Raw genomic sequence first — 16,751 nt, 5'->3', positions numbered from 1 at the left:
GCCGCCGCCAGCGGGTCGCCGCCGGCCACCCGCTCGGCCGCGGCGAGCGCCGCCGACCCCTCGGGGGTACGCAGCGCGGCGAGCTGGTCGAGATCCACGCGCTCATTCTCCCGGCCCGGTTCCGGCGCGACACGGAGGGCGACGCGTTGGCACTCTCCTTGACGGAGTGCTAGCCGAGGAATAACCTGCGATTAGCACTCTCACCCTGAGGGTGCCAACGCCCGAGCCTCGTGCCCGGGGGTTGAGCGCCAGGCGGACCGGCACCCGCGACGACGGCCCCGCCCGGTGGCATGTGGCAGATTGACGCTGGTCGGCGTGCCGGCCGGCAACGACACCAAGTACCCGGGAGGGTATGCCCGTGACTACCGCGACCAAGGTTGCGATCAAGCCGCTCGAGGACCGCATCGTGGTCCAGGCGAACGAGGCCGAGACCACCACCGCCTCGGGCATCGTGATCCCCGACACCGCCAAGGAGAAGCCGCAGGAGGGCACCGTCCTCGCTGTCGGCCCGGGCCGGATCGACGACAAGGGCAACCGCGTGCCGATCGACGTGAAGGTCGGCGACACCGTCCTCTACTCGAAGTACGGCGGCACCGAGGTCAAGTACGCCGGCGAGGAGTACCTGGTGCTCTCCGCCCGCGACGTCCTCGCGGTCATCGAGAAGTAAGCAACCGATCAGTGTCGTTGCCCCGGTCCGGCTCGCCGGGCCGGGGCAACGTCGCTTCGAAGGGATACTGATGGCGAAGATCCTCAGCTTCTCGGACGACGCCCGGCACCTGCTCGAGCACGGTGTCAACGCCCTCGCGGACGCGGTGAAGGTCACCCTCGGCCCGCGCGGGCGCAACGTCGTCCTGGACAAGAAGTTCGGTGCGCCCACGATCACCAACGACGGCGTGACCATCGCCAAGGAGATCGAGCTCACCAACCCGTACGAGAACCTCGGCGCGCAGCTGGTCAAGGAGGTGGCGACCAAGACCAACGACGTCGCCGGCGACGGGACCACCACCGCCACCGTGCTGGCCCAGGCCATGGTCCGTGAGGGCCTGCGCAACGTGGCCGCCGGCACCAACCCGACCGGCCTGAAGCGGGGCATCGACGCGGCGGCCGCCAAGGTCTCCGAGGCGCTGCTCGGCAAGGCCGTCGAGGTCTCCAGCAAGGAGTCGATCGCGCACGTCGCGACCGTCTCCGCGCAGGACGCCGCCATCGGTGAGCTGATCGCCGAGGCGATGGAGAAGGTCGGCCGCGACGGTGTCATCACCGTCGAGGAGGGCTCCGCGCTCACCACCGAGCTGGAGGTGACCGAGGGGCTCCAGTTCGACAAGGGCTTCATCTCCCCGAACTTCGTCACCGACCTGGAGGCGCAGGAGGCGGTCCTGGAGGACCCGTACATCCTGATCACCACCCAGAAGATCTCGGCGATCGAGGAGCTGCTGCCGCTGCTGGAGAAGGTTCTCCAGAACAACAAGCCGCTGCTCATCGTCGCCGAGGACGTCGAGGGCCAGGCCCTGTCCACGCTCGTGGTGAACGCGCTGCGCAAGACCGTCAAGGTCTGTGCGGTCAAGGCTCCCGGCTTCGGCGACCGCCGCAAGGCGATGCTCCAGGACATGGCGATCCTCACCGGTGCCGAGCTGGTCGCCCCGGAGCTGGGCTACAAGCTCGACCAGGTCGGCCTGGAGGTGCTGGGCACCGCCCGCCGCGTCGTGGTCGACAAGGAGAACACCACTGTCGTCGACGGTGGCGGCCAGGCCGCCGAGGTCGCCGACCGGGTCGCGCAGATCCGTAAGGAGATCGAGGCCTCCGACTCCGAGTGGGACCGGGAGAAGCTGGCCGAGCGGCTGGCGAAGCTCTCCGGCGGCATCGCCGTGATCAAGGTCGGCGCGGCCACCGAGGTCGAGATGAAGGAGCGCAAGCACCGCATCGAGGACGCCATCGCCGCGACCAAGGCCGCGGTCGAGGAGGGTACGGTCCCGGGTGGCGGCGCCGCCCTGGCCCAGATCCTGCCGGCGCTCGACGACGACCTGGGCTTCACCGGTGACGAGAAGGTCGGCGTCTCGATCGTGCGCAAGTCGCTCGTCGAGCCGCTGCGCTGGATCGCCCAGAACGCCGGCCACGACGGCTACGTGGTGGTGCAGAAGGTCGTCGGCCAGGACTGGGGCTACGGCCTCGACGCCGCCACCGGCGAGTACGTCGACCTGGCCAAGTCCGGCATCATCGACCCGGTGAAGGTGACCCGCAACGCGGTCAGCAACGCCGCCTCGATCGCCGGCCTGCTGCTCACCACCGAGAGCCTCGTGGTGGAGAAGCCGGCCGAGCCGGAGCCGGCCGCCGGTGGGCACGGCCACTCGCACGGCCACGGCCACCAGCACGGCCCGGGCTTCTGACCCGAGTAGTACGCCCCGACGTCAGGGCACACCGCCGACCCGGTGGTGTGCCCTGACGCGTATGTCCTTACGGAACGCTGACGGAATTGGCAGCCGGCCCGGCGGGTCGACCAGACTGGATGCCGTGAGCACCCTCTCCCGCCGCCGCGCGGCACTCGCCGGTGTCGTCGCCGCAGTGGTGGCACTCGGCACCGCCGAACCCGTGGCGGTCCTGACCGGTCCCCGGTCCGCGCCGCTCGTCGCCGTCGGCGGACTCGTCGTCGACCTGGTGCCCGAGCCGCTCAAGCAGTTCGCCATCGACGTCTTCGGCACGTACGACAAGATCGCCCTGCTGGTCGGGACGGCGTTGCTGCTGGCCGCCTTCGGGGCGCTGCTCGGCCTGGCGGCGGCCCGGCGGCTGGTGATCGGCCTGGCCGGCGTCGCCGCGTTCACGGTGCTCGGCGTCGCCGCCGCGCTGACCCGGGCCGGCGCGGACGTGTTCGACGCGCTGCCCTCCCTGGTCGGCGGCGGACTGGGCGCGCTGACGCTCTGGGCGTTCGTGGCCGGTCCGCTGGGGCCCGGCCGGGGCGCGGCCGCGCAGCCGGCGCCGCCTCCGGTGGTCGCCGCGCTCGCGGGGGAGGAGAAGAGCCCGGGTGGCTGGGAGCCGGTCCGGCACGACGACGACGCGGAGTCGCGGCGGCGGTTCCTGCGCGGCGCCGGGCTGCTCACCGGTGCGGCGGCGGTGGCCGGGCTGGGCGGGCACTGGCTGGCGGGCCGGCGCGGCGTGTCGGCGGCCCGGGAAGCGGTGACGCTGCCCGCCCCTGTGGCGCCCGCCCCGCAGGTGCCGGCCGGAGCGGACCTGTCACTGCCCCGGCTGGCGCCGTACGTGACGCCGAACCGGGAGTTCTACCGGATCGACACCGCGCTGGTGGTGCCGCAGGTGGACCCGGTCACCTGGCGGCTGCGGATCCACGGGCGGGTGCGCAACCCGATCGAGCTGAGCTTCGACGACCTGCTGGCCCGCCCGATGGTCGAGCGGTACGTGACGCTGGCCTGCGTCTCCAACGAGGTGGGCGGCGACCTGATCGGCAACGCGCGCTGGCTCGGCGTACCGATCAAGGAACTGCTCGACGAGGCCGACCCGGCCGACGGCGCGGACCAGGTGGTGGGCCGCGCGGTCGACGGCTGGACCTGCGGCACGCCCACCTCGGTGCTGCGCGACGGCCGGGACGCGCTGCTCGCGGTCGGCATGAACGGCGAGCCGCTGCCGATCCAGCACGGCTTCCCGGTGCGGATGGTGGTGCCGGGCCTCTACGGGTACGTGTCGGCCTGCAAGTGGCTCACCGAACTGGAGCTGACCAGCTTCGCCGACTTCGACGCGTACTGGGTGCCGCGCGGCTGGTCCGCGCAGGGCCCGATCAAGACGCAGTCCCGGATCGACACACCCCGGCCCCGCAGCCGCCCGGCCGCCGGCCCGGTGACGGTGGCCGGTGTGGCGTGGGCGCAGCACCGCGGCATCCGTCGCGTCGAGGTACGCGTCGACGGCGGCGCCTGGCAGGAGGCGACACTGGCACCGGCGGTGTCGGCGGACACCTGGGTGCAGTGGTCCTGGCGATGGGACGCGACGCCGGGCGAGCACACGCTCCAGGTGCGGGCGACCGACACGACAGGTGAGACCCAGACGGAACAGCCCGCCCCGGTCGCTCCCGACGGCGCAACGGGATGGCACACAGTGAGAGTCACGGTCACCTGACCCGGCCGCCCCACCTCCGAAAGATCAACACCAGTTCCCCGAAGTGGTGGCATCAAAGGCTCAGTGATATGACCACCTCGCCGAGCTGGTGTTGATCACGCGAGGGCCGGGGCGGGACGACACGACGCCGCGCCCCGGGGTTGCGGGGCGCGGCGTCGGAGGTCGTGGAACCGGTCAGGCGACCTTGCGCTGGTCCGGCACGGCGGTGTTGTGCGGCCGGCCGAGGCGCGCCTCCAGCCGGGCGATGTCCACCTTGGTCTGGCGGCGGTCGGCCAGGTCCTCCCAGCCGAGGGCGAGCAGGCGCAGCCGCTCGGACTCGCTGAACCCGCCCCAGACTCCGTACGGCTCGCGCACGGAGAGCGCGTGGGCGGCGCACTCGGCGCGTACCGGGCAGGCGCGGCAGACCGACTTGGCGCCCATCTCGCGGCGCAGCCGGGAGGAGCCGCGCTCGCCGTCCGGGTGGAAGAACTGCGCGCTGTCGCGGCCACGGCAGGCCCCGAGCCGCTGCCAGTCCCAGAGCTCGTCGATCGGTCCAGGCAGCCTACGTACGTTCGACATCAGCACCCCTCCTCCCGCGCGGCACCGCGGAGAATGTTCGTTGCCAGCTACCGGGCGGCGGTCCGCGCGGGATGCCGGTTCCGGATGAACCCCTCGGTACCCGAGTGGTCCGCGCCTCACACATCTGTGATCGAAAACGTCGGACACTCGGCGGCATATGCCCCATCTGTCGGAAAAGTTCGGATGATTGCCCGGAACCCCCTCCCGACCCCACCTCCGCATGGTCTGCTCTGAGTCGGAGAGGAGACCACTGTGCGTAGTGTTCTTGTGTGCGTTCGGACACCATTGGCGGCCCAGCATCTGACCTCCGCGGCGGCGCGGCTCGGGCTGTCCGGCGTCGTCCGGACGGCCGTCTCCGATCCGGAGGTGATGTTGCGGCTCGCGGAGCGTCCGGTGGACGTGGTGCTCGCCGACACCGCGCTGACCCGCCCGGACAGCGCGGGCTTCGTCCGGCGGGTGCTGGCCCGCGCCCCGCAGGCGGCGGTGCTGCTGCTCGGCGCCGAGGAGTCGGAGTCGGCGGCGGCCACCATCAGCGCCGGAGCGCGGGGCCTGATTCAGAACGCCGACCACGACCTGACCAGCGCGGTCGCCAAGGCGCTACTGCTGCTGTCCGCCCCGGGGCGGAGCAACAGGAACCGGGTGGCCGACACCGCCCGGGACGCGGCGGCGGTGGGCGGGCCGGCCCGGCCGGCGGCGCCGGGGCGTACCCAGGGTGGGCCCGGCTGGCCGGCGACGGCGCCGGTGGACGCCGCGGGCCTGCCCACAGTGGTGCCTGTGCAACGCGGCGATGACCCGGACGACCCGGCGGCGGCCGACGGCGCGGAGGCGCCCCGGGCCGGAGCGGCCCAGCGGCCGGCGCGGACGCCGCGCAGCGCGATCGGGCTGACCGAGCGGGAGCTTCAGGTGCTGCTCGGCATGGCCGAGGGCAAGAGCAACGCGGAGATCGGGCGGGAGCTGTTCGTCTCCGAGGACACGGTCAAGACGCACGCCCGGCGGCTGTTCCGCAAGCTCGGCGCGCGCGACCGGGCGCACGCCGTCGCGGCCGGGTTCCGGGCGGGCCTGGTCGCCTGACCCGCGCGGGGATCACTCCTGCGCGGAGTCGTCGGTGCCCTCGGTGAGCGTGTCGTGCACGCCGTCGGCGTAGCCGCGGGCGTAGTCCCAGCTCACGTAGTGGTCCGGGTCCGGGTCGTAGGCCGGCTCGTGCACCCGGGGACGCCCCGAGTTGAGCAGGTGGCGCAGGTTGCCGCGGAGCAGGTCCCAGTCGAAGTAGTGCGGCTCGCGGCAGTCCTCGCACTCGATCACCAGGCCGCGCACGCCGATCGGCTGGAGCAACGCCTGGTAGATCTCCAGATCGGCGAGATCCTCAAGGACGTCCTGGCGCTCGACCTCGGTCAGCGGGTCGAGCGCGTCGTCGTCGCCGGGATCGTGCAGGCCGGCAGCCGGATCGGCCGGGTCGCCGTTGAACGGGTCGATGGGCTCGTCGTGCACCCCCTCACCGTAGACCCCGAGCCGCCGGAAAGCCCGCCCCAGCCCGTGCTGTGGCCCTGCCTACCCTCGGGCCCGCCGCTGCCCGGGCACGGACGGGTAGGTGGGTACGATGAGGCGACGCGCCGTCACCCGGCGCCTGCCGGTGCCCCCGCGCGCCGCCTCGCTGCAGCCCGTTCGACCAGCTCAGGGGAGCAATCGTGGAGAATTCGCCCAGCACCGAGATCCCGGCCGGCGCCGACGGCGGGGAGCTGGGTGGCCATCTGCCCGAGCTGCCTGCGGGTTCGGCCCGCGTGGTGCCGCTCGGGCTGACCTTCGACGACGTCCTGCTGCAGCCGGGCGAGTCGGACGTCGTCCCCAGCCGCGTCAACACCCGCACCCGCCTCACCCGCAACATCGAGCTGACCGTGCCGCTGCTGTCCAGTGCGATGGACACCGTCACCGAGGCGCGGATGGCGATCGCGATGGCCCGCCAGGGCGGCATCGGCGTGCTGCACCGCAACCTCTCCGTCGAGGACCAGGCGCTCCAGGTCGACCTGGTGAAGCGCTCCGAGTCCGGCATGATCACCAACCCGGTGACCGCCAGCCCGGACGACACGCTGCGCGAGGTCGACGCGCTCTGCGGGCGTTACCGCATCTCCGGTGTGCCGGTCGTGGACGGGCAGGGCCAACTCGTCGGCATCGTCACCAACCGCGACATGCGGTTCGTCTCCGACCCGGCCACGCCGGTGCGCGAGATCATGACCCGCACCCCGCTGATCACCGCGCCGGTCGGCGTGAGCAAGGACGACGCGCTCGGCCTGCTGCGCCAGCACAAGATCGAGAAGCTGCCGATCGTGGACGCGGGCGGCAAGCTGCGCGGCCTGATCACGGTGAAGGACTTCACCAAGAGCGAGCAGTACCCGAACGCCACCAAGGACGACGCGGGCCGGCTCCGGGTCGCCGCCGCGGTCGGCGTCGGCGAGGACGGCTACAAGCGTGCCCGTGCCCTGGTCGACGCCGGCGTGGACGTCGTCATCGTGGACACCGCGCACGGCCACCAGCGCGCCGTGCTGGAGATGGTCGCCCGGCTCAAGCGGGACGTCGGCATCGACATCGTGGGCGGCAACATCGCCACGTACGCGGGCGCGAAGGCGCTCGTCGAGGCCGGCGCGGACGGCGTGAAGGTGGGCGTCGGCCCGGGCGCCATCTGCACCACCCGGATCGTGGCCGGGGTCGGCGTACCGCAGATCACCGCGATCATGGAGGCGGCCCGCGCCGCCCGCCCGGCCGGCGTGCCTGTCATCGGTGACGGCGGCATCCAATACTCCGGCGACATCGCCAAGGCGCTCGTCGCCGGCGCCGACACGGTGATGCTCGGCAGCCTGCTCGCAGGCTGCGAGGAGAGCCCCGGCGAGCTGATCTTCATCAACGGCAAGCAGTACAAGGCGTACCGGGGGATGGGCTCGCTCGGCGCGATGCAGTCGCGCGGCCAGGGCAAGTCCTACTCCAAGGACCGCTACTTCCAGCAGGACGTGCTCGCCGAGGACAAGCTGGTCCCGGAGGGCGTCGAGGGTCAGGTGCCCTACCGGGGGCCGCTGTCCGCCGTCGCCCACCAGCTCACCGGTGGGCTGCGCGCCGCCATGGGGTACGTGGGCGCGGAGAGCATCCCGGAGCTGCACCGGCGTGGCCAGCTCATCCGGATCACCGCGGCCGGGCTCAAGGAGAGCCACCCGCACGACATCCAGATGACAGTCGAGGCGCCCAACTACCACTCCCGCTGACCCACCACCCCCAACCACCTGGAGTCCCTCATGCGTGACGTGGTCGAGATCGGGCTGGGCAAGACCGCGCAGCGCGGCTACCACCTGGACGACATCGCCATCGTGCCGAGCCGCCGCACCCGGGACGTCGACGACGTCTCCACCGCGTGGCAGCTCGACGCGTACCAGTTCGGCATCCCGTGCGTCGCGCACCCCTCCGACGCGACCATGAGCCCGGCCTCGGCGGTCCGGCTCGGCCAGCTCGGCGGGCTCGGCGTGCTGAACGTCGAGGGCCTGTGGACCCGGTACGAGAACCCGGCCAAGATCCTGGAGGAGCTGGCCGGTCTCGGCGAGGACGCGCGGGCGACCAAGCGCCTCCAGGAGGTCTACGCCGAGCCGATCCGTCCCGACCTGATCGCCGAGCGGGTCCGCGAACTGCGCGAGGGCGGCGGGACGGTGGCGGTGCGGGTCTCCCCGCAGCACACCCTGGCGCTGGCCCCGGTGATCCTCGACGCCGGCGTGGACATCCTGGTCATCCAGGGCACGCTCGTCTCGGCCGAGCACGTCTCCACCACCGACGAGCCGCTGAACCTCAAGGAGTTCATCGCCGACCTGGACCTGCCTGTCGTCGTCGGCGGCTGCACCGACTACAAGACCGCGCTGCACCTGATGCGTACCGGCGCGGCCGGTGTGATCGTGGGCATCGGCGGCGACGACTGGTCGACCACCGAGTCGGTGCTCGGCATCCGGGTGCCGATGGCCACCGCCATCGCCGACGCCGCCGCTGCCCGCCGCGACTACCTGGACGAGACCGGCGGCCGGTACGTGCACCTGATCGCCGACGGCGACATGCAGACCTCCGGCGACATCGCCAAGGCGCTCGGCTGCGGCGCGGACGCGGTGATGCTCGGCGAGCCGCTGTCGCTGTGCGAGGAGGCCCCGGCCGGCGGCGCCTGGTGGCACTCCGCGGCCAGCCACCCGTCGCTGCCCCGTGGCGCGTTCGAGGTGGCCGGCGAGCCGCTCGGCTCGATGGAGAAGCTGCTGTTCGGCCCGGCCGACGAGCCGGACGGCCAGCTCAACCTCTTCGGCGGCCTGCGCCGCGCGATGGCCAAGTGCGGCTACCGCGACCTCAAGGAGTTCCAGAAGGTCGGGCTCGTCCTCGACCGCTGAGCACCGCTGATCATCGGCTGAGCACCGCGTGACGGCGCGGGCGGCGGCGCGGACGTGTTCCGGCCCCGCCCGCGCCGTCGCGCGTCTAGGCTCGCCGGGTGAGACGGGGGCGGGTCTGGGCGGCAGGGCTGGTGGCGGCGGCGCTCGCGCTGGCCGGCTGCACCGGCGGAGACGACGGCAACGGGTTCCGGCCGGGCACGGCGGACGCCGGTGACCCGTACGTGCCGGGCGCCGGCAACGGCGGCTACGACGTGGGCCACTACGCGCTGGACGTGCGCTACGACCCGGCGAGCGACCGGCTCACCGGCACCGCCACGCTGACCGTCACCGCGACCCGGGCGCTGTCCCGGTTCCAGCTCGACCTGGCCGGGCTGGACGTCGAGCGGGTGCGGGTGGACGGCGCGGCGGCGAAGCACCGCCACGACGGCACCGAGCTGATCGTCACGCCGCCGGGCGGACTGCCGTCGGGGAGGCGGTTCACCGTCGAGGTCGCGTACGGCGGGGTGCCGCAGCCGCTGCCCAACGCCGAACTCGGCGACGGCGGCTTCCACGCCACCCCGGACGGCGCGATAGCGCTCGGCCAGCCCGAGTCGGCGAGCACCTGGTACCCGGTGAACGACCACCCGTCGGACAAGGCCACATACGACCTCGCGGTCACCGTGCCGGACGGGCTCGCCGCGCTGTCCAACGGCGTGCCGCAGGGCAGGACGTCGGGCGGCGGCTGGACCACCTGGCGCTGGTCCGAGCGCGCGCCGATGGCCAGCTACCTGAGCACGCTGGTGATCGGCGACTACCGGGTCAGCAGCGGCACCCACGCCGGGAAGCCGCTTGTCACCGCCGTCGCCGCGGCGCTGCCCGCGGACGGGCCGGCCGCCGCGTCGGTGGCCCGCACCGGCGAGGTCGCCGACTTCCTGGCCGCGCGCTTCGGCCCGTACCCGTTCGAGGCGTACGGCGGCGTGGTGGTCGCCGACGAGCGCATCCGGTACGCGCTGGAGACGCAGAGCCGGCCGGTCTACGGGCCGGCGTTCTTCCGCGACGGCCTGCCGAACACCGAGGTGGTCGCGCACGAGCTGGCCCACCAGTGGTTCGGCGACAGCGTCTCGGTGGCCCGGTGGAGCGACATCTGGCTCAACGAGGGCTTCGCCACGTACGCCGAATGGCTCTGGGCCGAGCACGACGGCGGGCGCACAGTGGCGCAGACAGTCGCCGAACGGTACGCGGACACCGACTGGTCGAAGCCCACAGTCGACCCGGGCCGGGCCGGGATGTTCGGCGACGCGGTCTACCAGCGGGGCGCGCTCGCGGTGCACGCGCTGCGCCGCGCGCTGGGCGACGAGACGTTCTACCGCGTGCTGCGCGGCTGGCTGGCGCAGCACCGCGACGGCAACGTCACCACCGCCGACTTCGTCGGGTACGCCGAACGCACGTCCGGACGTCCGCTGCGGGCGCTGCTGGACGCCTGGCTCGTCGGTGGCACGCCGCCGGGACTGCCGTGACGCACGCGTGACCGCCGCTGGGTAGGCTGCCGCGTCGGAGCGGCCCGTGGGCGGGGCCGCCGAACGGGCCCCGGGAGGGATCGAGGCGATGACGCGGCGCGGCGCACGACGACGGATCGGGTTGCTGACCTGCGGCACGCTGCTGGTAGCCGGCTGCGGTTCGGCCGAGCCGGACCCGGGTCCGTCGTCCCCGGCCGGCCCGGCACCGGCGACCTCGCGCAGCTTCGCACCGGGCGCGGCCGGCGCCGGCGATCCGTACTTCCCGAGCTACGGCAACGGCGGGTACGACGTCGCGCACTACACCGTGAAGGTGCGCTACGACCCGGAGACGGACAAGCTCAGCGGCACCACCACGCTGCGGGCCACCGCCACCGCCAACCTGTCCGCGTTCAACCTGGACCTGGCCGGGCTGACCGTCCGGTCGGTCACAGTGGACGGCACCGCCGCCCGGCACAGCCGCACCGACGACGAGCTGGTGATCACCCCGGCGATCGGGCTGACCTCCGGCAACGGCTTCACCGCCGAGATCCGGTACGACGGCCGGCCGGAGCCGCTGCGGAACGAGGCGCTGGGCGAGGGCGGCTGGCTGCACACGACCGACGGGGCGATCGCGCTCGGTCAGCCGGAGTCGGCGAGCACCTGGTTCCCGGTCAACGACCACCCGTCGGACAAGGCCACCTACGACATGGAGATCACCGTCCCGAAGGGACTCACGGCGGTCTCCAACGGCGTGCCGAAGGGGAAGACGACAAGCGGCGCCTGGACCACCTGGAAGTGGTCGGAGACCGCGCCGGCGGCCAGCTACCTGACCACGGTGGCGATCGGGAAGTTCCGGGTCACCACCGGGGAGCACAAGGGACGGCCGGTCTACAACGCGGTCACCACCCAGGTGGCGGAGGGTGCGCCGGACCGGTCCCTCGCGCGCACGATCGAGGTCGCCGACTACCTGGAGAGCGTCTTCGGGCCGTACCCGTTCGACTCGTACGGCGGCGTGGTGATCGACGACGAGCGCATCCGGTACGCGCTGGAGACGCAGAGCCGGCCGGTCTACTCGGCGAGCTTCTTCCGGCAGGGCGACAACACCGGCGTGGTCGCGCACGAGCTGGCCCACCAGTGGTACGGCAACAGCGTGTCGATCCAGCGCTGGCAGGACATCTGGCTCAACGAGGGGCTGGCCACGTACGCCGAGTGGCTGTGGGCGGAGCACGACGGCTCGACCACCGTGCAGCGCGCGTTCGAGCAGAAGTACGCGAACGCCGGCGGGCAGGTGTGGCGTACGCCGCCGGGCAAGCCGGGCGTGACGAACCTGTTCAGCCGCTCGGTCTACGACCGGGGCGGGATGACTGTGCACGCGCTGCGGGTGGCGGTGGGCGACACCGCGTTCTTCGCGATCCTGCGCACCTGGGCCGCGGAGCGGAAGAACGGCAACGCCACCACCGCCGACTTCGTGGCGCTGGCCGAGCGGATCACCGGCAAGAAGCTGGCGAAGGTCTTCGACCCGTGGCTGTACGGCACCGAGCGCCCGCCCGCCCCGAAGCCGCTGTAGGCGTCAGTTCTTGACGCGCAGCGACGGGTGGGCGGCCAGGAACGCGTCGGCCCGTCCGCCGCGCAGCGCGGTGAGGAAGTCACGGCCGAGCGGCTTGAGCTGCTCACCCCGGTACGCGCCGCCGCTGCTCACCCCGGCGCCGGGCAGCACGACCAGCGTGAGCCGGTCGGCCGGCAGGCCACCCAGGACGTACGCGTAGTCGATCAGATTCCGGCCGCCCCCGGCGTACACCAGGGTCCTGCCCAGCGCGGCGACCACCTGCTCGACCCGCTGCGGGTCGCGGGCGGTGCCCTGGTCGAGGATCTTGCGGGCCAGTGCCCGGAGCAGTTGCTGCTGGTGCCGCTGCCGGGTGTAGTCGCCGCCCGCGGTGTAGCGCTGCCGCGCGTAGTCGAGCGCCTGCCAGCCGGTCAGGTGGCGGGTGCCCTTCTCGTAGACCATCTGCGGCCCGGTGTAGCCGCCGCCGGTCAGCGTCCGCATGGTGCCGTCCGGGCGGCGGTGCCGGGAGGCGACCTGCTGGTCGACGTAGAGGTCCACCCCGCCGAGCGTGTCCACCAGCTTGTCGAAGCCGCCGAACGTGATCACCGCGCCGGCGTCGATGCGCAGGCCGGTGTAGCGGGAGACGGTGGTGCGCAGCAGCTCGTACCCCTGGGCGGTGCTGGGGTTGCGCTTGTCGCCCGGCACCCGGCTGCCGTAGCTCATCGCGTGGGTGAGCTTTGTGCGGCCGCCCGGGTAGCGAGCCTTCGGGTAGGCGGGGATGTCCACGACCAGGTCGCGGGGGAGCGAGAACAGGTACGCCCGGTCCAGCCCGGCCGGTACGTGCAGCAGCAGTACCGCGTCGGCGTGCGGCTCCCAGCCGGGGATGCTGACCCGGGTGTCCACGCCGACGAGCAGCAGGTTGAGCGGGCCCTTCAGGTCGGCGCCGGGCGGGGGTGTCGGGCTGGCGGTGGTCGGGGCGGGCGTCGGTGAGGCCGGCGGCGCGGTGCTCGGGCCGGCGACCGGGGCGGCCGGGCGGTTCGCCACCAGCCGGGTGGTCACCACCGCTCCGGTGGCCACCAGCAGCGCCGCCACCAGTGCGGCCAGGCCCAGCAGGCGTCGTCTCGTCACGTTCGTTCCTCCCCGTGGTGTTCGACGCGCCGGGAGCCGCCGGAGGTTGCAGCGGCGGGAATCCCGGCGAATCGAGCGCTCTGCATGATCTGCGAAAAACACTCGCTGGCGCCATAGCTACCGGTCGGTAATGATGCGTTCATGCGTTACGACGTGCTCGTCATCGGTTCGGGCTTCGGCGGCAGCGTCACCGCGCTCCGGCTGGCCGAGAAGGGCTACACGGTGGGCGTCCTGGAGGCGGGGCGGCGCTTCGCCGACGACGAGTTCCCGCGTACGTCCTGGCGGGCGCGACGGTTCCTCTGGGCGCCCCGGCTCGGCTGCTTCGGGCTCCAGCGGATCACGCTGCTGCGCTCGGCCGACCGTAAGGCCGGCGGCGGCGTGCTGGTGCTCTCCGGCGCCGGTGTGGGCGGCGGCTCGCTCGTCTACGCGAACACGCTCTACGAGCCGCTCGACGCGTTCTACGCCGACCCGCAGTGGCGGGACATCACCGACTGGCGCGACGAACTGGCCCGCCACTACGACCAGGCGAAGCGGATGCTCGGCGTCACCACGTACCCGATCGACACCCGCGCGGACCAGGCCGTCCGCGCGGTGGCCGAGCGGATGGGGGTGGCGCACACCTACCACCCGACGCCGGTCGGGGTGCACATCGGGCGACCCGGCGAGCGGGTGGCCGATCCGTACTTCGGCGGGGCCGGACCGGACCGCACCGGGTGCAGCCACTGCGGGTCGTGCATGACCGGCTGCCGGCACGGCGCCAAGAACACGCTGGTGAAGAACTACCTCTGGCTGGCCGAGCGGCTCGGCGTGCAGGTGCACCCGCTGACCACGGTCACCGCCGTCCGCCCCGACCCGGCCGGCGGGTACGCGGTGCACACCGAACGCACCGGCGCCTGGCTGCGCAAGCGGCGCGAGGTGATCCACGCCGACCAGGTGGTCTTCGCGGCCGGCGCGCTCGGCACCCAGCGGCTGCTGCACGAGATGAAGGCGACCGGCGCGCTGCCGGCGCTCTCGCCCCGGCTGGGCGAGCTGACCCGCACCAACTCCGAGGCCATCCTCGGCGCCTCGGTGGCGCCCGGCGCGGCCCGGAAGCGCGGCCTCGACTTCACCGAGGGGGTGGCGATCACCAGCTCGTTCCACCCCGACCCGCAGACCCACATCGAGCCGGTCCGCTACGGCAAGGGCTCCAACGCGATGGGCCTGCTCCAGTCGCTGCTCGTCGACGGCGGTCCCCGCCGGGCCCGGCGCTGGCTGGGCAGCATCGTCCGGCAGCCCCTGCTGGCGGCGCGGATGCTGTCGGTACGCCGGTGGTCCGAGCGCACCGTGATCGCACTCGTCATGCAGTCGGTCGACAACTCGCTGACCACCCGCTACCGCCGGGGACGGCTGGTCTCCGGCCCCGGCCACGGCGCGCCCAACCCGACCTGGATCCCGGCCGGCAACACCGCGGCCCGGCTGCTCGCCGAGGAGATCGGCGGCACCCCGGGCGGAGCGGTCACCGAGCCGTTCAACATCCCGGTGACCGCGCACATCCTCGGCGGCGCGGTCATCGGCGCCACACCGGACGAGGGCGTCATCGACCCCTGGCACCGGGTGTACGGCCACCCGGGGCTGCACGTGGTGGACGGCGCGGCGGTCTCGGCGAACCTGGGCGTCAACCCGTCGCTGACGATCACCGCGCAGGCCGAGCGGGCCATGTCGTACTGGCCGAACAAGGACGAGGCGGACCCGCGTCCGGCGCTCGGGTCGGCGTACACCCGGGTGGAGCCGGTCCCGCCGCGGCGGCCCGCCGTCCCCGCGCACGCCCCCGCCGCCCTGCGGTGAGGAGGCCGTCGCAAGGTTCACCCCGCCACACCGCCGGGGCGCGTCCGCGCGGCCGGTGACTGTCGGTAGGCTTTGCGCACATGAGCACGCCTCGCCCCGTCCTCGTGGTGGACTTCGGAGCCCAGTACGCCCAGCTCATCGCGCGCCGTGTCCGCGAGGCGAAGGTCTACTCGGAGATCGTCCCGCATTCCATGCCGGTGTCCGAGATGCTGGCGAAGAACCCGGCCGCGATCATCCTGTCCGGTGGCCCGTCCAGCGTCTACGCGCCGGGCGCCCCGCAGATCGACGCCGGCATGTTCGAGACCGGCGTACCGGTCTTCGGCATCTGCTACGGCTTCCAGGCCATGGCCCAGGCGCTTGGCGGCACCGTCGCGCGCACCGGCAACCGCGAGTACGGCGGCACCCCGCTGCGCCCGCGCCTGACCGAGCCCGGCGTGCTGCTGCGCGACCTGCCGGCCGACCTGCCGGTCTGGATGAGCCACGGCGACTGCGTCACCGAGGCGCCGGAGGGCTTCACCGTGACCGCCGAGTCGGCGGGCGCCCCGGTCGCCGCGTTCGAGGACCTGGCCGGCCGCCGGGCCGGCGTGCAGTTCCACCCCGAGGTCGGGCACACCGCGCACGGCCAGGAGATGCTCACCCGCTTCCTGTACGACATCGCCGGCATCGCGCCCACCTGGACGCCGTCGAACATCATCGACGAGCAGGTCGCCCGGATCCGCGAGCAGGTGGGCGACAAGGAGGTCATCTGCGGCCTCTCCGGCGGCGTCGACTCGGCGGTCGCTGCGGCGCTCGTGCACCGCGCCGTGGGCGACCAGCTCACCTGCGTGTTCGTGGACCACGGTCTGCTGCGGGCCGGTGAGGCCGAGCAGGTCGAGAAGGACTACGTCGCGGCGACCGGCATCAAGCTCAAGGTGGTCGACGCGCGGGAGCGGTTCCTCGGCGCGCTCGCCGGGGTGACCGACCCGGAGCAGAAGCGCAAGATCATCGGCCGGGAGTTCATCCGCGTCTTCGAGGCCGCCGCGCGGGAGATCGCCGCGCACGGCGACGTGGAATTCCTCGTGCAGGGCACGCTCTACCCGGACGTGGTCGAGTCCGGCGGCGGCACCGGCACCGCGAACATCAAGAGCCACCACAACGTCGGCGGCCTGCCCGAGGACCTGAAGTTCTCCCTGGTCGAGCCGCTGCGCACGCTGTTCAAGGACGAGGTCCGCACGATCGGCCTGGAGCTGGGACTGCCCGAGGCGATGGTGTGGCGGCACCCGTTCCCCGGCCCGGGCCTGGCCATCCGGATCATCGGCGCGGTCGACGAGGAGCGCCTCGCCGTGCTCCGCAAGGCCGACCTGATCGCCCGGCAGGAGCTGACCGCGGCCGGTCTGGACCGGGGCGTCTGGCAGTTCCCGGTGGTGCTGCTGGCCGACGTCCGCAGCGTCGGGGTGCAGGGCGACGGGCGCACCTACGGTCACCCGGTGGTGCTGCGCCCGGTCTCCAGCGAGGACGCGATGACCGCCGACTGGTCCCGGCTGCCCTACGACGTGGTGGCCCGGATCTCCACCCGGATCACCAACGAGGTCGCCGAGGTCAACCGCGTGGTGCTGGACGTCACCAGCAAGCCGCCGGGCACCATCGAGTGGGAGTGACGCGGCTCAGGCCGCCGGCGGCGTCTGCGGTCCGGCCTGCGGCCCGCCCGGCGTCCGCGGCTCGGCCGCCCCGGCC

13 protein-coding genes are annotated in these 16,751 nt (G+C 73.1%); 10 read left to right on the top strand and 3 right to left on the bottom strand.

The window, feature by feature from the left end; all coding sequences use genetic code 11:
- Positions 1 to 352: 352 nt before the first annotated feature.
- From groES to AC2CHG_RS22675, 3 genes are all read left to right on the top strand, one after another.
- Positions 353 to 667: a co-chaperone GroES gene (gene groES, locus AC2CHG_RS22685; RefSeq protein WP_018222648.1), complete on the top strand. Its 315-nt coding sequence runs from the start codon at positions 353 to 355 to the stop codon at positions 665 to 667.
- Positions 668 to 737: 70 nt separating this feature from the next.
- On the top strand, positions 738 to 2,381 hold the full coding sequence (gene groL, locus AC2CHG_RS22680) for a chaperonin GroEL (RefSeq protein WP_355506262.1): 1,644 nt from the start codon (positions 738 to 740) through the stop codon (positions 2,379 to 2,381).
- A gap of 61 nt (positions 2,382 to 2,442) precedes the next feature.
- Positions 2,443 to 4,113: a sulfite oxidase gene (locus AC2CHG_RS22675; RefSeq protein WP_484525517.1), complete on the top strand. Its 1,671-nt coding sequence runs from the start codon at positions 2,443 to 2,445 to the stop codon at positions 4,111 to 4,113.
- Positions 4,114 to 4,287: 174 nt separating this feature from the next.
- On the opposite strand, the gene AC2CHG_RS22670 is transcribed toward AC2CHG_RS22675, so the two are convergent.
- Positions 4,288 to 4,671 (bottom strand): WhiB family transcriptional regulator, encoded by a 384-nt coding sequence (locus tag AC2CHG_RS22670; protein ID WP_013288543.1) that lies wholly within the window; start codon positions 4,669 to 4,671, stop codon positions 4,288 to 4,290.
- Positions 4,672 to 4,923: 252 nt separating this feature from the next.
- Here AC2CHG_RS22670 and AC2CHG_RS22665 point away from each other — a divergent pair, with 252 nt between their 5' ends.
- Positions 4,924 to 5,742 (top strand): helix-turn-helix transcriptional regulator, encoded by an 819-nt coding sequence (locus tag AC2CHG_RS22665; protein ID WP_402807667.1) that lies wholly within the window; start codon positions 4,924 to 4,926, stop codon positions 5,740 to 5,742.
- Between the two features lie 12 nt (positions 5,743 to 5,754).
- On the opposite strand, the gene AC2CHG_RS22660 is transcribed toward AC2CHG_RS22665, so the two are convergent.
- Positions 5,755 to 6,159, bottom strand: coding sequence for a DUF5319 domain-containing protein (locus AC2CHG_RS22660; protein WP_194801374.1), 405 nt, complete (start codon positions 6,157 to 6,159; stop codon positions 5,755 to 5,757).
- Positions 6,160 to 6,356: 197 nt separating this feature from the next.
- Here AC2CHG_RS22660 and guaB point away from each other — a divergent pair, with 197 nt between their 5' ends.
- From guaB to AC2CHG_RS22640, 4 genes are all read left to right on the top strand, one after another.
- A complete protein-coding gene (gene guaB, locus AC2CHG_RS22655) occupies positions 6,357 to 7,919 on the top strand; it encodes an IMP dehydrogenase (protein ID WP_357209150.1) in 1,563 nt (520 codons plus the stop codon).
- Positions 7,920 to 7,949: 30 nt separating this feature from the next.
- Entirely contained in the window at positions 7,950 to 9,068 is a 1,119-nt protein-coding gene (locus AC2CHG_RS22650; RefSeq protein WP_013288539.1) for a GuaB3 family IMP dehydrogenase-related protein, read from the top strand.
- 98 nt (positions 9,069 to 9,166) lie between these two features.
- Positions 9,167 to 10,564, top strand: coding sequence for a M1 family metallopeptidase (locus tag AC2CHG_RS22645; protein WP_484525516.1), 1,398 nt, complete (start codon positions 9,167 to 9,169; stop codon positions 10,562 to 10,564).
- A gap of 88 nt (positions 10,565 to 10,652) precedes the next feature.
- The gene (locus tag AC2CHG_RS22640; protein ID WP_262013037.1) at positions 10,653 to 12,110 is read left to right on the top strand and encodes a M1 family metallopeptidase; all 1,458 of its coding nucleotides are present in this window, start codon (positions 10,653 to 10,655) and stop codon (positions 12,108 to 12,110) included.
- A gap of 3 nt (positions 12,111 to 12,113) precedes the next feature.
- Here AC2CHG_RS22640 and AC2CHG_RS22635 read toward each other — a convergent pair whose 3' ends face one another.
- On the bottom strand, positions 12,114 to 13,214 hold the full coding sequence (locus AC2CHG_RS22635) for an LCP family protein (protein ID WP_484525515.1): 1,101 nt from the start codon (positions 13,212 to 13,214) through the stop codon (positions 12,114 to 12,116).
- A 141-nt stretch (positions 13,215 to 13,355) separates the two neighbouring features.
- Here AC2CHG_RS22635 and AC2CHG_RS22630 point away from each other — a divergent pair, with 141 nt between their 5' ends.
- Positions 13,356 to 15,038 (top strand): FAD-dependent oxidoreductase, encoded by a 1,683-nt coding sequence (locus tag AC2CHG_RS22630; protein ID WP_262013035.1) that lies wholly within the window; start codon positions 13,356 to 13,358, stop codon positions 15,036 to 15,038.
- An 80-nt stretch (positions 15,039 to 15,118) separates the two neighbouring features.
- Complete coding sequence (gene guaA, locus AC2CHG_RS22625) at positions 15,119 to 16,675, top strand: glutamine-hydrolyzing GMP synthase (protein WP_262013034.1); 1,557 nt, start codon at positions 15,119 to 15,121, stop codon at positions 16,673 to 16,675.
- Positions 16,676 to 16,751: the final 76 nt, after the last annotated feature.

The sequence above is a fragment of the Micromonospora sp. ATLC20 genome (assembly GCF_057196585.1).
The sequence above is the reverse complement of the archived record's forward strand: the minus strand, read 5'-3'. Positions and strand labels throughout refer to the sequence as shown.